Raw genomic sequence first — 17138 nt, forward strand, 5'->3', positions numbered from 1 at the left:
AGTAAGATAAAATAAGTAAAGAAACAATAAAGACATTATGGCAAACATGAACGACGATAAAGACCTGATGATGCTCGACGACTTCTTTAAGGAGGCGACCGAACTTGAGATTGACGACAACGGATTCACCGACAAGGTGATGGAAGTGTTGCCGTCAACAGAATGTAAGAAGGCTGAGAATCGCGCCTTTGCCAAGGCAGAGCTAAGATGGAACATCATCTGCGCTACATTGGCGGCGGTGCTGTTTGTGGCACTTAAAGGATGGAATCTCATCTACGACGTGAAGGCCATGCTCATGGTGTTATTCCATACCATTGACTATTCGCGTCTCTTCACCAGCATCGGCGTCATGCTACTAATACTGCCCACGCTGACAGTGATAGCCATGCTCTTCTACTACGGACGTCCGGAATTGTCGAAGAGGTGGTAGGTGGTGCGTAGCACACGAAACTCGGTACGTCTGTTGAGCTGGTTACTAATTTCCTGCTCATCAGGCTTAAGGCTCTTTATGTACTCTTCCGTCAGCACATCGTCAGCCTTGAGGAAGGGATATTTCTCCGCCACCTTTTTCTTTATTGTCTTTGGTTTATCCTTACCATAGCCCACGGGAGTAAGTCTATCGTGGGCTATTCCTTTTTCTATCAGATATTTGACAACGCTCTCGGCGCGTCGCTGTGAGAGTTGTTTGTTATAAGCTGCCGACCCTTTATAGTCACAATGTGCGCTAAGTTCGATAGTGACGTTAGGATTTTCGTTCAGCAGTTTGACGAGTTCGTCGAGTGATGTCATCGACTCTGGGCGTAGTGTGGCCTGGTCGAAATCGTAAAAGATATTATCTATTAACACAGGTGCCATGATAGAAGCCAGCGGAAACTGGAGCACCGTGTCGCACGACTCGTTGGTCGGTTCTACCGTGAGTTGCACCTGATGGTTGAGATAGCCCTTGCATGTTCCGAGCAAGACATAATCCACTCCAGGCTTGATCTGTTGTGTAAACGAGCCGTCGCCCTTGACGTTGAGTTTGAGGTTGGTGCCATCATTTCCTACCATATAAACGATGGCAGCAGGCAGTTCGTAGCCGTCTTTCTCATACACCCATCCCGTGACGGTCTGGACAATCTCCGGATTATAGAAGCTGAAGATATGATCCCATCCGCGAGCGTCGCCACGATTAGAGGAGAAAAAGCCTTGGTTTTTCAGTCCTTCAAAAGTCATGCCAAAGTCGTCAGCCTCAGAGTTGAGCGGATAACCTGGATGCTCAATGTCGATGTTCTTTCCGTCAGCCGAGCGTTTGGCGATGAAGATGTCGAGTCCACCCATGCCAGGATGTCCGTTAGAGGAGAAGTAGAGATCGCCATTGGGACGGAAAGTAGGAAACATCTCATCGCCCTCAGTATTAATTGGTCTGCCAAGATTCTCCACTCCACCTATCACTCCGTCCTTGCCGAGCTGAATGCGCCAGATGTCGAGTCCTCCTATTCCTCCGGGCATGTCGGAAGTGAAATAGAGCCAAGTGCCATCGGGCGAGACAGCGGGATGTGCGAAACTCGAGAGAGTGTCTTTAGAGATTACAAGCGGAGTGCTCTTTCCCCAGATTGCATCGGCTCGTTGGGAAGTGCAGATGACCGCATATCGCGGATAAGACGGGTCGCTGCTACACTGAGTGAGATACATGGTGCGTCCGTCGGGCGAGAATGCGCAAGCACCTTCGTCGTAGGCAGAGTTGAGTTCTGTGTCGATAGTCTGGGGTTTTGTCCATTTTCCCTTTTCGTCTTTCTGTGAGAAGAAGATGTCGGCGGTTTTTGTTCCAGTGATACCACTGAGTTCGTCGCCTTTTGTTTGCGAGCGTGTGGAAGAGAAGTAGAGTCGGTCGTTGTCGTCACCAGCCAGCATTGGCGAATAGTCTGATCTTCGGGAGTTAAACATATTCTCCCTTTTCACCTGATAAGCCGAGCCATTTTTCTTCCATTGGGGAGCGAGTTTTGCCGAGGCGAGTCCGTTTTTTGCGATAGTGGAATTGGGCAAGCTGTCGATGGCTATGGCGAAATTCTTTTCCGCGAGACGGTAGTTGCCAGTTTTCATCAGTTGCTGTGCCAGTCGCAGATGAGTGAGACTGTCAGCCTGGTTATACCTTATTATATTATTATATGCAGCGATAGCCTTTTGCGAGGCGTTGATTCTCCGGTAGCACTCGGCGAGTTTCACGGCTCTCAGTCCTCTTAATTTCCGGTCTTTGGCGGGCGTGTTTGTATAAGCTTTCTTATACTGTTCAGCCGCATCGAAGTATTCTCCGATGGCAAAGTGCTGGTCACCTTTTTTTACGTAGGTGTCAGCTCCGCACGATGCGAGAGCCAATGCCAGTACCCCAATAATTATAGACGAAAAAATATATTTCATTTAAAAGGAAGTCGGTATGTGCATCCTTCTTTCCATCTGCTACAGCCATAAGCGGCATTGCCTTTGATGAGATGTCCCTTGCCGCATATCGGGCATGGCGAGCCTACGATAGCGTCAGCTGCAGGTTGCAGAGAAGACTCGGCGGCTGATTGCTCTGTCTTTTGCTTTGGTGCGGCATGTTGCTTGGAATCCGCTGGTTGTTTTGGTGCGGCTGGTTGCTTAGGCGCATGTACTGCCTTTGGAGCCATTTTTTTCTTCAAGTCGGCAGCAGAAAGAGTGGTGATATGTCGGTTGCTTGTATCAGCCATGACGTCCTGCACTATTTGTCGTATCTGCTCCTTGAGTTCATCGATAAACTGAGCCGGATTGTATTTGTTAGCCTCAATGTCGCGTAGTTTCTTCTCCCATATACCTGTCAGTTCGCAACTTTTCAGAAGTTCTTCCTTGATAGTGTCGATGAGTTCGATGCCTGTAGGTGTGGCGATGAGGTTCTTTCGTTCGCGCTTAATGTAATGTCGCTTAAAGAGCGTCTCGATAATTCCGGCTCGCGACGAGGGCCGTCCGATTCCGTTTTCCTTCAGGGCGGCGCGCAGTTCTTCGTCCTCGACAAACTTGCCCGCCGTCTCCATGGCACGCAGCAGCGTAGCCTCGGTGTAGAACTTAGGCGGCGTGGTCCATTTCTCGGTGAGCGACGGCACGTGGTCGCCACTCTCGCCCTTGACAAACGGCGGCAGTGTGCGCTCCTCGGCAATATCGGCTAAAGCTTTGTCAGAAGATGCATTGTCGGCAGAGGAAGAAGGGTTGGCAGCGGTTGTCTGTTCGGCAGCGTCCTTCTTATACACAGCTCTCCATCCCTCGTCGAGTATTGTCTTTCCTGATACTTTGAAGTCGATTTTCTCCACTCGTCCCATGACTGTGGTAGTTGCGAACTTACAATCTGGATAGAACACAGCGATGAAACGCTTTGCCACGAGATCATAGACATGAGCCTCCATATCGGTGAGGTTGCGGGCAGGCACACCGGTAGGAATGATGGCGTGGTGGTCGGTGACCTTCGACGAGTCGAACACCCTCTTTGACTTCTTCAACACCTTGCCGTTGAGTGGCTGCACAATCTGAGGGAAGCGTCCCATCAGTCCGGCGAGCGTCTGCGGACACTTAGGATAGATATCGTCGCTGAGATACTGAGTGTCAACACGCGGATAAGTGGTGAGCTTTTTCTCGTAGAGCCCCTGTATGATGTTGAGCGTCTGTTCGGCGCTCATGGAATATTTCTTGTTGCAATCCACCTGCAACGAGGTGAGGTCGTAGAGTTGCGGCGGCTGTTCGGTGCCATTCTTCTTCTGAACCTCGGTGATGGTGAAAGGTTTTCCGCTGATGGTGGCGAGAAACTCCTCTCCCTCCTCTTTCTTTGTGAACTTTCCCTTGGTGGCAGTGAACACCGTGTCGCGATAAGTAGTGGAGAGGATCCAGTAAGCCTCGGGTTTAAACTGTTCGATTTCCTTCTGCCTGTTGACGATGAGCGCGAGCGTTGGCGTCTGTACTCGTCCGATGCTGAGCACCTGATGGTTCTGTCCGTACTTCAGAGTATAGAGGCGGGTTGCGTTCATGCCGAGCAACCAGTCGCCGATGGCGCGGCTGACACCAGCCAAGTACAGCGATTGATAATCGTCCTGATCCTTCAGTTGCTGGAATCCCTCGGCAATAGCCTCGTCGGTCATCGACGAGATCCACAGTCGTTTTACTGGACATTTCGCTCCTGCTTTCTGCATCACCCATCGCTGTATGAGCTCACCCTCTTGTCCGGCGTCGCCACAGTTGACGATGGCGTCGGCAGCCTGAAAGAGTTTTTCGATGACGGCAAACTGCTTTTCGATATGTTCCTGATGGATGAGTTTGATGCCGAATCGTTGCGGAATCATGGGCAGTCGGCTGAGCGTCCATGGTTTCCACGCCTCGGTATAGTCGTGCGGTTCCTTCAACGTACAGAGATGTCCGTATGTCCACGTGACCTGATATCCGTTGCCTTCGATATATCCGTCGCGCGAAGCTGTAGCTCCGATGATGCGTGCTATTTCCCTTGCCACGCTGGGTTTCTCTGCGATACAAACGATCATCAGTATCCGAGATTTTCGCCCACGATGACCACCTGGTGCTTTCCCTTTGGCGAGTTTCGCAGTACGTGGATATAGTTACAGATGCAATCTGCAGAGTTGCAGTTGTGGCAAACGCCGTCGATCTTGCATGGCGTGTCGATGTCGAATCGAGCCGTGTTGATGGGAGCTGAAGTGGAGCGTGCGCGTTTGAGAGCCGCCTCCACGTCCTGTGCCACCTTGTTGACGCCCACGACGAAGATCACGTTTTTCGGTCCGAAGGTGATGGCCGCTACTCGGTTTCCTGTACCGTCGATATTTACTATCTGTCCGTCCTCACTCAAGGCGTTGGCGCTTGAGAGGTAATAGTCGCACGAGAAAGCCTTGAGATAGATCTGTTGCGCCTCGTCTCGGTCGGCAGCGAGGTCGCGGTCATAGACGGTAAGACTCTCCCTTGCATGCAGTGCAGCAGGAATGCCCATGTCGCGTATGGTCATCGATCCGCCCCAAGTCACAGAGCTTCCATCGGCGATAAGAGTTGATACGAGATTCACGGCATCTTTCGCCGTTGGGCAATAATAGCCCTTGATATGTCGTCGCTCAAGATTCTTGATAATCTTCGCGGCGAGTTTTTCGTTTCTAATTTTAGTTGGTGTCATTGTTTTTTCACTCCTACGATTTTTGTGGGTTCTTGTTCACGATTACGTTTGTTGACGACGGTGACCACGGCCTGTGCGAGGTTGAGGAAAGCCTGGGCAGTAATGGTCTCGATGTTGCATGCTGCAGGCACACCATTGTCGCCACTCTCGCAGATGCTCTGCACGAGAGGAATCTGTGCTAGCAGCGGAGTGTTCATCTCCTCAGCGAGTCGTTTGCATCCCTCCTTGCCGAAGATGAAATACTTGTTTTCAGGCAGCTCGGCAGGCGTGAACCATGCCATGTTCTCCACGAGTCCGAGGATTGGCACATTGACCTTATCATTGCGATACATGTCGATGCCCTTACGAGCGTCGGCGAGCGCCACCTGCTGCGGCGTGCTTACGATGACGGCTCCGGTGATGGCAAGCGTCTGAAGGAGAGTGAGATGTATATCGCTTGTTCCAGGCGGTGTGTCAAGGATGAAATAGTCGAGTTCTCCCCAGTCAGCATCAGCGATGAGCTGCTTGAGCGCGTTGGTAGCCATGCCTCCTCGCCAAAGAGTGGCCGTGTCGGGATTGACGAAGAATCCGATGCTGAGCAGCTTGACGCCATACTGTTCAACGGGTTCGATGAGCTGTCGTCCGTCTTTCTCCACGGCATAAGGCCGTGCGTCTTCGACGTTGAACATCTTAGGCATCGAGGGTCCGAAGATGTCGGTATCGAGCAGTCCGACTTTGTATCCGAGTCGTGCGAGCGAGATGGCAAGATTGGCTGCCACGGTGCTCTTTCCCACTCCACCTTTTCCAGAGCTTACGGCTACGATATTCTTGACGTCGGGCAGCATTTTGCCCACTTCGGGACGTGGTTTCGACTTAAACTCGGTTTCGATTTCCACCTCCACGTCTTTAGATACATGATAGTGGATGGCTGCCTCGGCAGCTTTGAGAGTGGATTTGAGGAACGGGTCGGTGTCTCGTGGGAATACGAGCACGACCTTTACCTTCATGCCGTTGATACTGGGAGTGTCGGCAAGCATGCCGCTCTCCACGAGGCTTTTCTTTGTACCGGGATACGTTACCGTAGCCAGCGCGTCGATTATGAGTTTTGGATATAGAGTCATCTTTCTTTTTCTTATTAATATGTTAGAATGTCATTCTCACCATGAAGCGGATTCCGTCCTTGTGTACGCCAGGATAGTCGTTGTAGTTAAGGCGGCGGACGTATTCCACATGTATGAGTTTGAATATGTTATGAATGCCGAGTGAGAGTTCGTAGTATGGAGTCTTGGAGTCCATGACACGACAACCGGCCGGGAACATCATGAGCACGTCGCTCTGGGCGTTCTGTTCGAGGAACGGGTTGTTTTTGTCAGAGAGTGATCCCCAGAGGCATCGGAATCCGATATACTCGCGCCATTTAAGTTTTTTGATGAGCGGGATGCGGTTGAAGATCTTTCCGTTGAAGTCCCACGAGACGTAGAGCGAAGCGAAGCGGTCGTTGAGGAACTCCATATTGTCGATGAGTTCGAAGGTCTCGTCCTGAATGATGTAGCTGAGGTTTGTCTCAGGCATGATGAGTAGCGGATAAGGCACTTGGTTCCATTGTATTCCTCCTTTGAGGTAGCAGTCAATCTTTCCCCATGAGTTCATCCAGAAGCGCTTGTATATAGACGCCTCGGTGAAGTTGTAGCGATAGTCGCCTCCGAGAAAGCCTTTGATGCCGAGCGTATGACCAACGGAGAAGACGGGGGCGTCGAGATTGATCTTCAGGCGGCGCTGCTTGGTGTTGATGAATGTCTCGCCTGGTGCGAAGCGTAATTCCACATGGAACTGCGAAGTGCGGAACTTTGCCGACAGTCCTCTCATTGCTTCCGGTGTCAGTCCTTCTGGAGCAGCATCGGTGGCATGGGTTTGCGGGGGTACATTCTGTGCGGCGGTATATTGGCGCATCGGAATGAAATATAGGTCGCTGGCACCTTCATTCTCCTCTGTCTTGAAGCCGACGGTGGTCTTGAATCCCCAGTCTTCCTCACGTTCGAAGGTTATCTCCTGTCGGTTGTAGAACATCATCTTATCTACCTTGCTCCACTTGAACGAGGTGAAGACATTGTCCTTGTCGGTCTTCATGAACTTGTCGGATGGAGCCATGATGTCATAGGTGGAAGAGAGGGTTAGCGTGCGTTTAGGAAACTCTCGAGGCAGGTATTCCTTCTTGTTAAAGGAATAGACGAGGTCGGCCTTGTAGTAGTTTTTCTTGCTGTCCCATCCACGGGCGAAGTAGCCAGAGGCGAACCAGTTTGGGTTGAGTTTGGCTGTGGTCTGTGCGGAGATGCGCGTACGTAGTCCATCGACGGGATTGCTTGTGAGCATGGTGTTGATAGGTCCGATATCGACCTTGCTCGGGTTTCCGGTCTCGACGAAGTTTTCGATGAGCGCCTTAAGTCCGAAGATGATGTATTTGAAGCCTTTAATTTGTTCGAGGTTATGTACGAAAGCATCCATTCGGCTTTCGCTTTTTGTGAGCGAGACCTGTCGGTATTGGTTCCAGAAGGCTTCGTCTCGCATCATGGCGTCAGCCTCTTTCACCTCTCGTGCCTTTCCCTTGAAGAGCTGTTTTGGCAGTTCGTCGAATGCGAAGTCGCTCATTCGTGTGTTTCTTATGACGATACATTTCTGTATCCAGCTGGCGAGTTTTATCTCAGCGATCATATCGTCGATGGTGAGTACCCACGATGAGTCAGGAAGCATGGTGAACTCTTGTTTTACGAGAAGATTTTCGACGAAGTTGACGTCGGAGCGTTTAGGTATTGTGAGTTCACATCGCTTCACCTGATAAGACGAGTCTGCGAGTATATATATGTCGCCACGGAATCCGAAATCCTGCTGGTTGTTGGGCATGAAATGGAGGTGGATGCACTTGTCGCGCTCCACGTATAGCGTGTCCATGATATAATATCGGTAGAACCCGATAGCGTCTTTTCCGATGGGCGAGGTGAATGGATATTGCAGGAGTCGTACTTGGTCGTCGTAGATGTTGACATCGGTGAATACGTCCTTCAGTGTGGTGGTGAGGATGTCGCCGGTCTGGAGCAGGTCGTTGACTCCGTTTGACTGTTGTCCCTTGATGATATTCTTCTGGCTATGTGGGCTTTTGCGGTATATTTTCTGTGTGAGTGTCTCATCAACCGAAACGGGGAGTATGAGTTTGTTGTTGTACTCGCATCGTTCGATTTGTTCGGTGAGCCACTTTTTGTTTTTCATTTTCGGCTCTTCGAGTCTTTCGGGTGTGATGTCGTTGAGAGCGAGAGTAAGTTTCTGATACTTATTGTATTGATAGAAGTCTCGGTTGTCGAGGTCGGTTTGTTTTTTTGCTGCGATAACCTTTTTCATGAGTTCTACGGCAGGATTGTTTTTTCTGCTGTAGCGTGATTTTTTGGACTTTATGGTGACCTCTTTCAGTGTTTTGTTATCGGGTTTGAGTCTGACGTTGAAAGAGTTTTTTATTTTCTCGGTAATAGTGATAGTTTTGGAAACATATCCTATGGCGCTGAAGGTGAGCGCCCATCCATTGTGACGAGCAATGCGATATTGTCCGTTGATATTTGAGGCCACGGCGACGCCATGACCACGATATATGGCGCTTGCATAAGGAATGGAGTCGCCAGTTTCGTCGTCGATGATTGTGCCGGTGAGTTGCGCCTTGATTGGCAATGCGAGCACCAGCAGTAAGAAGAAGAATGTTATTCTGAATGATTTCATATTGTTACTATGGTGTGAAGAATGGAGAATGAAGGATAAAGATGAAGAATGAAGGATGAAGTTGTCCACCCCTCATTCTTCGGATATTCTTCATTTAGTCGATTTCTTCATCAGCCTCGTATCCTCCCATCTCACGAATAGCGTTTTTCAGCATTGTGTATTGCTGATAGAGATGGTTGACAGCCTCTTCTCCCTGAGTGTAGTCGTGCATAGGAGCCTTGAGGAAGAAGCTGAGGAAGCGCTGTATGCCGTAGCGTCCTGCCCGAGCAGCGAGGTCGCTCAGCAAGCAGAGGTCAAGGCAGAGCGGCGCTGCGAGGATAGAGTCGCGGCAGAGGAAGTTGATCTTGATTTGCATTGGGTAGCCCATCCATCCGAAGATGTCGATATTGTCCCAACCCTCCTTGTTGTCGTTGCGAGGAGGATAATAGTTGATGCGCACCTTGTGGTAGTACTGAGTGTCCTCGTCGTTGCCGTGTCCGTAGAGGTCGGGCTGAACGTCGGGTTTGAGGATGGTCTCGAGTGTAGAGAGCTTGCTGACCTCCTTTGTGTGGAAGTTAGCTGGCTCGTCGAGCACGAGTCCGTCGCGGTTGCCGAGGATGTTTGTTGAGAACCATCCTGAGAGTCCGAGGCATCGTGTGCCGATGATTGGCGAGAAACCGCTCTTGACGAGGGTCTGTCCGGTCTTGAAGTCCTTGCCAGCGATAGGCATCTTGGTCTTCTCGGCGAGTTCCCACATGGCTGGGATGTCAACCGTTGTGTTAGGTGCGCCCATGATGAATGGAGCGCCTTCGGTGAGTGCGGCGTAGGCGTAGCACATAGAGGGAGCGATGTGTTCGCGGTCGTCTGCCTTCATGGCAGCCTCGAGATCGGCGAGATGGTAGTGAACCTTCTCATCCACAGGCACGTAGATCTCTGTGCTGGCAGCCCAGAGCACGACGATGCGCGAGCAGTTGTTGGCGGCCTTGAAGTCGCGGATGTCCTGGCGCAGAGCCTCTACCATGTCCCATCGGGTCTTGCAGTCCTTCACGTTGTCGCCGTCTAGACGCTTGGCGTAGTTTTTGTCGAAGGCAGCCTTCATGGGCTTGATAGCCTCGAGTTCGTCCTTTACGGGGTTGATATCCTTCTCTTTCAGCACCTCGGCATACATGGCAGCCTGGTAAGCGTTCTGAGGATAGACGTCCCACGATCCGAAGACGATGTCGTCGAGCTTAGCCATCGGCACGATGTCGCTGTAGTGAAGATATTTCTTGTCGGCTCCACGGCCAATACGTATTTTGTCGTACTGAGTCATTGAACCTACAGGTTTTGCAAGGCCACGACGAGCCATGAAAACACCAGTCATGAAGGTTGTTGCCACGGCACCGCAACCAACAACCATAATTCCTAATTTGCCATCTGCTGGCTTAACATTAGATTGCTTCATTACGTATATTTTTTTTAATGTCTTATGATTATTATCTTGTTTTTTGGGGTATGTCGATTTTTTTTTGATGTTCATCGGGATTACTCCAACTCGGTGAGCGAGGTGATGACTGCGTCGGCATGGGTGGCGTCGGGCAGACCGTCGTTCCATCCCTCGCCGATGTACCACACGGTGCGGCATCCTGCTGCCTTGGCGGGCTCGATGTCCTTGTCGTAGCTGTCTCCGATGACGACCGTCTCAGATGGTTTTATCCCGAGGGCTTCGACTCCTAGGGAGAAGATGCGTGGGTCGGGTTTTCTCACTCCTACTACAGCTGACTCGATGACGCTGGTGAAGAGTGTGTCGAGCTGCATCTCACGGAGCACGGTGGCGACATTGCCGTAGAAGTTGCTGACGAGCACCATGGGCATCTTCTGAGCCAGTTTTGTGAGCACCTGGCGGCTGCGGCGGGTGTGGCTGAGTGTGAGTGCGTAGAGGTCGTCAACCACGGGTCTGAGCCATAGCGATGCGTTGAAGCCGTCGATGCGTTCCTCTATATATTTGAGTTCTATTTCCACCTTTGTCTCCAGCGTTTTGCGGAAGGTGAAGTCAGGTTTTATTATTGGGTTTTTCCCGAGGGTGCGTTCGGCATGGACGTAAGCCTCGCGGAAGAGCTCTTCGCTGACGGGCACTTGCTGCCGCTGATAAGCGTGCCAGAGCTGCTTTCCCCAGTGAGTGCCTCCGGTGTCGAGTGTGCCACCATAATCAAATATGATTGCGCGCACGCCCGCGTGAGAGCCAAGTGGCAGCAATGGGCGTTTGCCTTTCTGCCTGATGCGTCCTGCCACGGCGAGAGCCATTGCCCTTGCGGCCTCTTCGCGGCATCGTGAGTAGCTTGGCCAGTCGTTGAAGTCGATGATGGTGGCGGTGCCGTCAGGGGCGATGATGGCGTCGCCTCCGTAGAAGTCGAGCCCTATGTGCCTTGCGGCGGCGTCGATACTGCGCTGTAGGCTTTCGGCGTCGAAGCTGTAGTGCTGCGGCAGGCCGTTTATCTCTTCCTGCGCGAATTTAAACTGGCGGTCGTCGCCAGGATAGAAGGTGCGGAAGAAGTCGGTGCCAGCCACTCCGTAGAACTTGACGAGGTCGCCCTCGACGTGTGATGTGACGTAGATGTCGTCTATGCCCCTTGCTTTCATCTGCGCCACGATGGTGGTAAGCTGGTCTCCGTCGGCGGCGTAGCAGACGTCGGCGGCTTGCTCTGAGTATCCGCGGTTTTTCTTTACCCAATAGCCGGAGGGAGCTTGGGGCGCGGACGCGCTGTTGGAGGGAGTTTTGGGCGCGGACGCGCTGTTGGAGGGAGTTTTGGGCGCGGACGCGCTTGCGGCGGGAGCGGCGGCGGGAGCGGGAGCGGCGGCGGGAGTGTTGAGTCCTGCGTTGGCGAGGGTTTGCATCAACAGTCGTCGGTTTTTGCATAGGACGACGGCATGTGGGTCGTTCATGACGATGGCTCCTCGCCTTGTGGCATGGTCGAGGAGGTCGAGAGCCTGGTCGGTCCTTGCCATAGAGATATAGACACGACGATTGTCGTTAGCTCCGAGACTTATTTCGTCAGTGGAGTCAACGTCGTAACCATAGTGCTTCAGTTCTTTACACAAGCTGTGGAGAATGGCCGCGTCCTTGTCGATGGAGTTTGGTGAGTATCTCTCAGCTCGGCTTATAGCGAGTATCATATTTCTGTATTATACTACTTTTCTTTTTTTAGTGGCACAAAGGTAGGAAATATATTTGAAACAGAAAAACTTTTTAACCAATTTTATTTTTCAATAAGCATATTAACATTATATATATGCTTTTTTATACTATTGCAAGGCAAAAAGTAGCACTAAATGGTTTATATAACACCGACAACAATATGGGCGAACCAATGTGTCCGCCCATACTGTTGTCGGGTCTCGTTATGCTTTCCGAGGGGTTGGCAATGAATTAAGAAAAAATTCGGAGAATGATTTTAGAACCACCACCATTCACTTCGTCGAGCATTTCCTCCTCGAGAGCCTTCTTTTTCTTTTCTTCTTTCTTTTCCATAATAGAAGATGTTTTTATTTCGTTTTGTTAAGTGGATTATTCCTCACCCAAAAAGCTTCATCAGGCGGCAACTTGGACTTGCCACCGTTAACCTCTTCGAGCTGCTGCTCTTGCTCAATTTTTTTCTTTTCTTCTTCCATAATTGTAATCGTTTAAATCAATGTTTTTTTTGTCCAAATATACTCGTTGTGGACACATAGCCATGGTCACGTGTGTATATTGTTGGTCCTTTGCCACCGTTAGCCTCTTCGAGCTGCTGCTCTTGCTCAATTTGTTTCTTTTCTTCTTCCATAATTGTAAAGTTTTAAATTGTTTATAAATGTTTATTTGTTGTTTTGATGCTGCAAAATTACGATTTTTTTTCGAAAGCGAAGAGCCAAAACGGGAAAAATGTTGGTCAAAACGGGAAAACAGCCCTTTTTCCCCATTTTGGCTGAAACGATGCGGGAAAAAAGGCTGTCACGCTTGTAACGTTGTCACGCTATGCCGCCCGACGCTTGGTTTTCACATATACATTGCCTATGCTGTCGTACTCAATCTGCGAGCGGTGGCGCCACTGGCGAAGGGTTGCCATTCCGTCTGCCGACTTCCCCTGCAATACCCTCACGCGGTGGTAGTCGTCGATGGTGAAGGTGTCGGGCAACAGGTCGTAGAGGCTCACCATGCCCTCGCGGAGCGACTTGTTCTCCTTGTCCAGTTCCTCCTCGAAGATGACTCCGAAGTACTTCATCTTGCACCAAAGGTCGTAGCGGAGCGACCAGCGGACGTAGTCGCCGATATCCTTCGACCATCGGCATCCGTTCAGGATGTAGAGCACCATGCCCTTGCAGAAGGCTATGACGCAGGCGCGGCGCGAGAGCAGCTCGTAGCCCTCGGAGTCGTACTGCAAAGCTATGTCCTTGCTCTCCACTACCAACTGCTCAATGAGCGCGTTGAGCTGCTGGCACTCGATGAAGCCGTTTGCCCGGTTGAGCAGGTCGATGAATGGCTTGAGGTCGGCGTCGAACTTGTCGTCGTAGATGCCATACTTGGGTATGTCTCCCGTCGTCTGCTGCTTCTCTATGCTCGAGACGGAAAGGCGCGAGAGAGTTCCGTCGATGGACGAGTTTTTGAGCAGGGCCTTGGCTACGTTAGGCGTTGACGAGGTGTGGAAGTTGAAGCGCAGCGGAGCCTTGCCGGTCACTGAGTCGGCACCCACTCGTTCCTGTCCGTGCTCGGCGTTGTCGAAGGCGTTTCTCACCACCACCGACAGCTGCTGTATGCTGCGCTGCGAGGTGACGTTCCTCATCGAGTCGAGCTCGTCGGTCTTGAGGAAGAGGTAGCGGTGGCCGTTGCGGTCGGCGTCGAACATGCGCTGGTTGAAGGCAGCGTTGGTGAGGTCGGAGGTGAGCACCTGTATGCAGATGTCCTCGGGTCGTGGGTCGCGAGCCTTGCTTTTCGACGAGGGGTTCTTGCGCTTCCACTCCATCTCCCTCTCGCGGCTGATGTTGTCGCGCTCGACGATGTCTGCCATCACCTTATTAATAGGCACGTTGACCGAGCTTTTTCCTGTTGACATCGGTGCAATGAGCAGAGCCATAAGCGTTGCCTCGCGCTCGGTGTTGTCGATGTAGCGGAACTTCACGTCGTGCAGATGGGCTGCAAGTGCGGGGAACACGCCCTCTGCCACGCAAGCCTTGTAGGGCTTGGGCACTTTGCTGGTCAGGAGTTTCAGCGCTGGCGGCAGTTTCTTGGGCATCTCGGGAGGCAGCAGTGCAGTGCCTCCGAGAGAGTTATTCAGTTCCTCGTTCTTCAGTGCCTTCATCACCTCCGAGGTGCGTCGTGGCATGGTTTTCCATCGCTTCTGCAAGGCGTTGGTCACCGTTGTGCGCCACTCCTGTTCGGGCAGTGAGTCGTAGCGGGGCACGATGGCGAGCAGTCGGTCGGCGTTGTAGTCAACCAGCGGGGCAAGAGCCTGCGAGAGCTCGAAGGTGAGGGTGTTGCGGTTGCCAGCCGAAGGCTCCTTGCCGTTGTTGTAGAGCTCGAAATACTTGTCGATAATCTGTTTCCACGCGAAACCCAAGTAGCCTTCCGAGGCAGAAGGGGTTTTCGTTGAAACGACTGGGCTGGCTTGTCCGTCAGCAGCTTGTCCGTCAGCAGCTTGTCCGTCAGCGGCTTGTTGGGCAGCGGCTTTCAGCTGGGCAGTCCTTGCCCTCGACTTTTCGAGCAGTGCCTGCACCGCCGAGGGGCTTTCGTCTGTCGGCTCGCCTCCGGTGAAGAGTTCGTCGTCGAGGAAGAGCAGGTCGTCGGCTGAGGCGGTGGTGGTGTAGAACACTCGCGTGATGTCCTTTGCTCCCTTGTCGAACTCCACTCCGATGAGTCGGCTTGCCCACTCGAGGTTCTCCACCTGGCTCATTTCGGTTCGGCGGCGGAACACGACGTGGAATCCCTTCGTGGCGGAACGCTCGAGCATCAGCAGACCGAGCTCATCCTTCATGCCGATGACCTTCGCCGGCAGTTCAGCCATCAGCTGGTCGTAGTCGGGACGCGTCGGGTCGAAGTCGAGGTCCATGCCCACTGAGTTCGACTGCCTTGTTGCTCCGCGCAGCAGTCCTCCCGAGGCGGGCAGACAAGAATAGTTCATCTGCACAAGATTTCTCTTGGCATCACTGTTGCCATTTCTGGCTTCACTAACGTTGGCAATCTGGTTGCCACTGTTTCTAAGGCGAAGGTACTCTTCGCGGCTTTTCACGAGGTGCATCATCTTGATGCCCATCACGTTTTGTATACGAAAACAAGTCATAAGAAATAATTTTTTTTGTTTTTTCCTGCAAACTATTCGCAGGATTCTGCCGCAAAGGTACAATCTTTTTTTTGTTTTTCCTCGTGTGTTTTTATGCTTATAAATATGCCGAAATATGTTTTTGAATATGCTTGTGTTTGGCAGATTTCACCGCTGTTTTATCCTTTATTTTTCGCAATTTAGCGGAACAAATCGCGCAGTTTGTTGCTTACCGACTTTTCTTGCTTCTTCAGTTCAATGCCGCAATATTGGGTTAGGAATCGGACGAGAGCCGGTGCGTTGGGATAAGCGACCTTCCATTTATTCTTCACGATGTCAACCACAGCACATGATAACGGATTCTCCGCGCTGGTGTCTAACCCTATTTTCACCTTGTCGCCCAGCAAAGCCTTCATTTCCTCTGCCTTTTTGCGACATTCCTCCTCGGTAGCGAAGAAAGTTTCTTCCTTTCTTCCCTTGTAGGCACTCTTCTCGCCGCTGTCCTCCAGCTTCTTCACCAAGGCGATGGCAGCCATCACACTATATAAATCAGTACGCGCGAGAGCGAGATACCTTATTTGTGCCGCCAATTCCTTCCAGTTTTTGTCTTCAAGCGGAGTGAGCAGGTCGTAGAGACTCGTCATAGTCCTTAGCCACTCTTTCAGCTCACCTGCACATTCCCTCCTTTGAGTGACTTTCATTTTTCCAATCGCACACCCCTTGGAATGCTCATACCTTTCGAACATCACCCTGTCGTTGAGCGCACTGTCGAGCATAGTGTTGAAAATGGCTTCGCCTGTGTCGCGTGTGGTGTCGGCGGCCTTGCGCTCGGCTTTCTCCGCGAGTTGCTCCAGTTTCTCACCACCCCACTCTTTCGACTTCGGGTCGGCAACAAGCATCATGAGCGACGTGGCTACGAAACTCATTGTCAGCTCCGACTCCCGCGAGAGCGAGCAGCCCAAACTCTCCACCATGCGTTCGGCGCAATCCATGAACGCCGCTCGAAGTTTAGTAACCTCGTTAGAATCGAGGTCACTACATGAGGAAACCTTCATCGAATGAAGGTCACTACATGAGGTAACCTCCGCAGAATGGAGGTCTCCACATGAGCAACCCTCAGTTGAACTTAGGTTTGCTCTTTTCACCTCTGCAAGCAGTCGGCGAAACTCGCTTTCCTCGGCTGCAATGCGCCGTTCGTCCAAAGGCATCGACGTAACTATTCTGTCGTTCAGCGGACAGTTGTCCATTGAGTAGAGCTTTTCCCAGTGCAGTTCCAAAGGTCCTTCGGTCTCTATCTCCACGAAGTAGGTGACATGGCTTCCGCATACATAACTCGCCACCACCTGTTCGTCCTTCATCAGCAGTCGCACGATGTTTTTCAGCGCCGCTTTCACCCATCCGTAGAAGTCGCCCTTCATGTAGGAAATCACGGCTTGCGGGTCAACCGGATTGTCGTTTTCAGACATCAGCACCACACGCTCACCCTTCGAGATGCCTTCGAGATGCGCTTGAGACGCTTCCGTTGCCTCGTCCTTGGTCATGCCCTTAAAAACCTTGCTGTAGCGCATGCCCACAATAGGTATTATTATTTTCTCGTTCATTGTTCTATGCTTATATTAGGTGGATGCAAAGGTAGTGCAAAAGAGTGAAATGACAAAGGAAAATTATATTTTTCTTTGTATTTCCGAGTGCAGCCTACCTTATTTAAAGGTAGTGCAAGTTGAGTGAAATACAAAATAAAAATCGAAAAACTTTTTATTGTTAAGTGTGACAATGTGACAAGCGTGACAAACGTTTCTTCCTACTCCTTCCGCATATGATTAATTCTCTTTTATATATATATTATAATATATATATAAAAGAGATATAAATTTAGTAAGTAAAATTCACAAAGTGATACCCTCGAAAAAACCTTGTCACGCCTGTAACGTTGTCACACCTCTACTCTCCGACAATCGTTTCCTAACTGGGAAAAATTTGTTGCCTAACTGGCGCGCAAAAAT

Annotated in this window: 12 protein-coding genes; 1 reads left to right on the plus strand and 11 read right to left on the minus strand. The window is 51.2% G+C overall.

Annotated features, from left to right (window positions below; translation table 11 throughout):
* The first annotated feature begins 37 nt into the window (after positions 1–37).
* Positions 38–430 carry a DUF5056 domain-containing protein gene (locus tag CIK99_RS13125; RefSeq protein WP_094381944.1) on the plus strand — a complete coding sequence of 131 codons (393 nt, stop codon included), beginning with the start codon at positions 38–40 and terminating at the stop codon, positions 428–430.
* Here the strand turns inward: CIK99_RS13125 and CIK99_RS13130 are convergent.
* The 11 genes from CIK99_RS13130 to CIK99_RS13170 all read right to left on the minus strand — a co-directional run bounded on the left by CIK99_RS13130 (position 397) and on the right by CIK99_RS13170 (position 16736).
* Entirely contained in the window at positions 397–2397 is a 2001-nt protein-coding gene (locus tag CIK99_RS13130; RefSeq protein WP_094381945.1) for an OmpA family protein, read from the minus strand. The two genes, CIK99_RS13125 and CIK99_RS13130, sit on opposite strands and share 34 nt — an antisense overlap.
* A complete protein-coding gene (locus tag CIK99_RS13135) occupies positions 2394–4514 on the minus strand; it encodes a DNA topoisomerase 3 (protein WP_094381946.1) in 2121 nt (706 codons plus the stop codon). The genes CIK99_RS13130 and CIK99_RS13135 overlap by 4 nt, the downstream gene beginning before the upstream one ends.
* Complete coding sequence (locus CIK99_RS13140; protein ID WP_094381947.1) at positions 4514–5149, minus strand: lactate utilization protein; 636 nt, start codon at positions 5147–5149, stop codon at positions 4514–4516. Before CIK99_RS13140 ends, CIK99_RS13135 begins: the two co-directional genes overlap by 1 nt.
* Positions 5146–6249, minus strand: a complete 1104-nt coding sequence (locus CIK99_RS13145) for an Mrp/NBP35 family ATP-binding protein (protein ID WP_094381948.1) — start codon at positions 6247–6249, stop codon at positions 5146–5148. The genes CIK99_RS13140 and CIK99_RS13145 overlap by 4 nt, the downstream gene beginning before the upstream one ends.
* A 22-nt stretch (positions 6250–6271) precedes the next feature.
* Complete coding sequence (locus tag CIK99_RS13150; RefSeq protein ID WP_094381949.1) at positions 6272–8887, minus strand: DUF5686 family protein; 2616 nt, start codon at positions 8885–8887, stop codon at positions 6272–6274.
* Between the two features lie 94 nt (positions 8888–8981).
* A complete protein-coding gene (locus CIK99_RS13155) occupies positions 8982–10310 on the minus strand; it encodes an inositol-3-phosphate synthase (RefSeq protein WP_094382059.1) in 1329 nt (442 codons plus the stop codon).
* A gap of 80 nt (positions 10311–10390) precedes the next feature.
* Complete coding sequence (locus CIK99_RS13160; RefSeq protein WP_254047818.1) at positions 10391–11074, minus strand: HAD family hydrolase; 684 nt, start codon at positions 11072–11074, stop codon at positions 10391–10393.
* A 1314-nt stretch (positions 11075–12388) separates the two neighbouring features.
* On the minus strand, positions 12389–12514 hold the full coding sequence (locus CIK99_RS15950) for a hypothetical protein (protein ID WP_256387408.1): 126 nt from the start codon (positions 12512–12514) through the stop codon (positions 12389–12391).
* Between the two features lie 17 nt (positions 12515–12531).
* Positions 12532–12666 (minus strand): hypothetical protein, encoded by a 135-nt coding sequence (locus CIK99_RS15955; RefSeq protein ID WP_256387409.1) that lies wholly within the window; start codon positions 12664–12666, stop codon positions 12532–12534.
* A 189-nt stretch (positions 12667–12855) separates the two neighbouring features.
* The gene (locus CIK99_RS13165; RefSeq protein WP_144008003.1) at positions 12856–15156 is read right to left on the minus strand and encodes a hypothetical protein; all 2301 of its coding nucleotides are present in this window, start codon (positions 15154–15156) and stop codon (positions 12856–12858) included.
* Positions 15157–15335: 179 nt separating this feature from the next.
* Entirely contained in the window at positions 15336–16736 is a 1401-nt protein-coding gene (locus CIK99_RS13170; RefSeq protein ID WP_094381951.1) for a hypothetical protein, read from the minus strand.
* Positions 16737–17138 lie beyond the last annotated feature (402 nt).

It is taken from the genome of Prevotella sp. P5-92, from assembly GCF_002251245.1.
GTDB lineage: Bacteria > Bacteroidota > Bacteroidia > Bacteroidales > Bacteroidaceae > Prevotella.

Coding starts and splice junctions, on each gene's coding strand:
- CIK99_RS13150 (WP_094381949.1), bottom strand. CDS start 8,887: ATGAAATCATTCAGAATAACATTCTTCTTCTTACTGCTGGTGCTCGCA.
- CIK99_RS13155 (WP_094382059.1), bottom strand. CDS start 10,310: ATGAAGCAATCTAATGTTAAGCCAGCAGATGGCAAATTAGGAATTATG.
- CIK99_RS13145 (WP_094381948.1), bottom strand. CDS start 6,249: ATGACTCTATATCCAAAACTCATAATCGACGCGCTGGCTACGGTAACG.
- CIK99_RS13165 (WP_144008003.1), bottom strand. CDS start 15,156: ATGACTTGTTTTCGTATACAAAACGTGATGGGCATCAAGATGATGCAC.
- CIK99_RS13125 (WP_094381944.1), top strand. CDS start 38: ATGGCAAACATGAACGACGATAAAGACCTGATGATGCTCGACGACTTC.
- CIK99_RS13170 (WP_094381951.1), bottom strand. CDS start 16,736: ATGAACGAGAAAATAATAATACCTATTGTGGGCATGCGCTACAGCAAG.
- CIK99_RS13140 (WP_094381947.1), bottom strand. CDS start 5,149: ATGACACCAACTAAAATTAGAAACGAAAAACTCGCCGCGAAGATTATC.
- CIK99_RS15950 (WP_256387408.1), bottom strand. CDS start 12,514: ATGGAAGAAGAAAAGAAAAAAATTGAGCAAGAGCAGCAGCTCGAAGAG.
- CIK99_RS13135 (WP_094381946.1), bottom strand. CDS start 4,514: ATGATCGTTTGTATCGCAGAGAAACCCAGCGTGGCAAGGGAAATAGCA.
- CIK99_RS15955 (WP_256387409.1), bottom strand. CDS start 12,666: ATGGAAGAAGAAAAGAAACAAATTGAGCAAGAGCAGCAGCTCGAAGAG.
- CIK99_RS13130 (WP_094381945.1), bottom strand. CDS start 2,397: ATGAAATATATTTTTTCGTCTATAATTATTGGGGTACTGGCATTGGCT.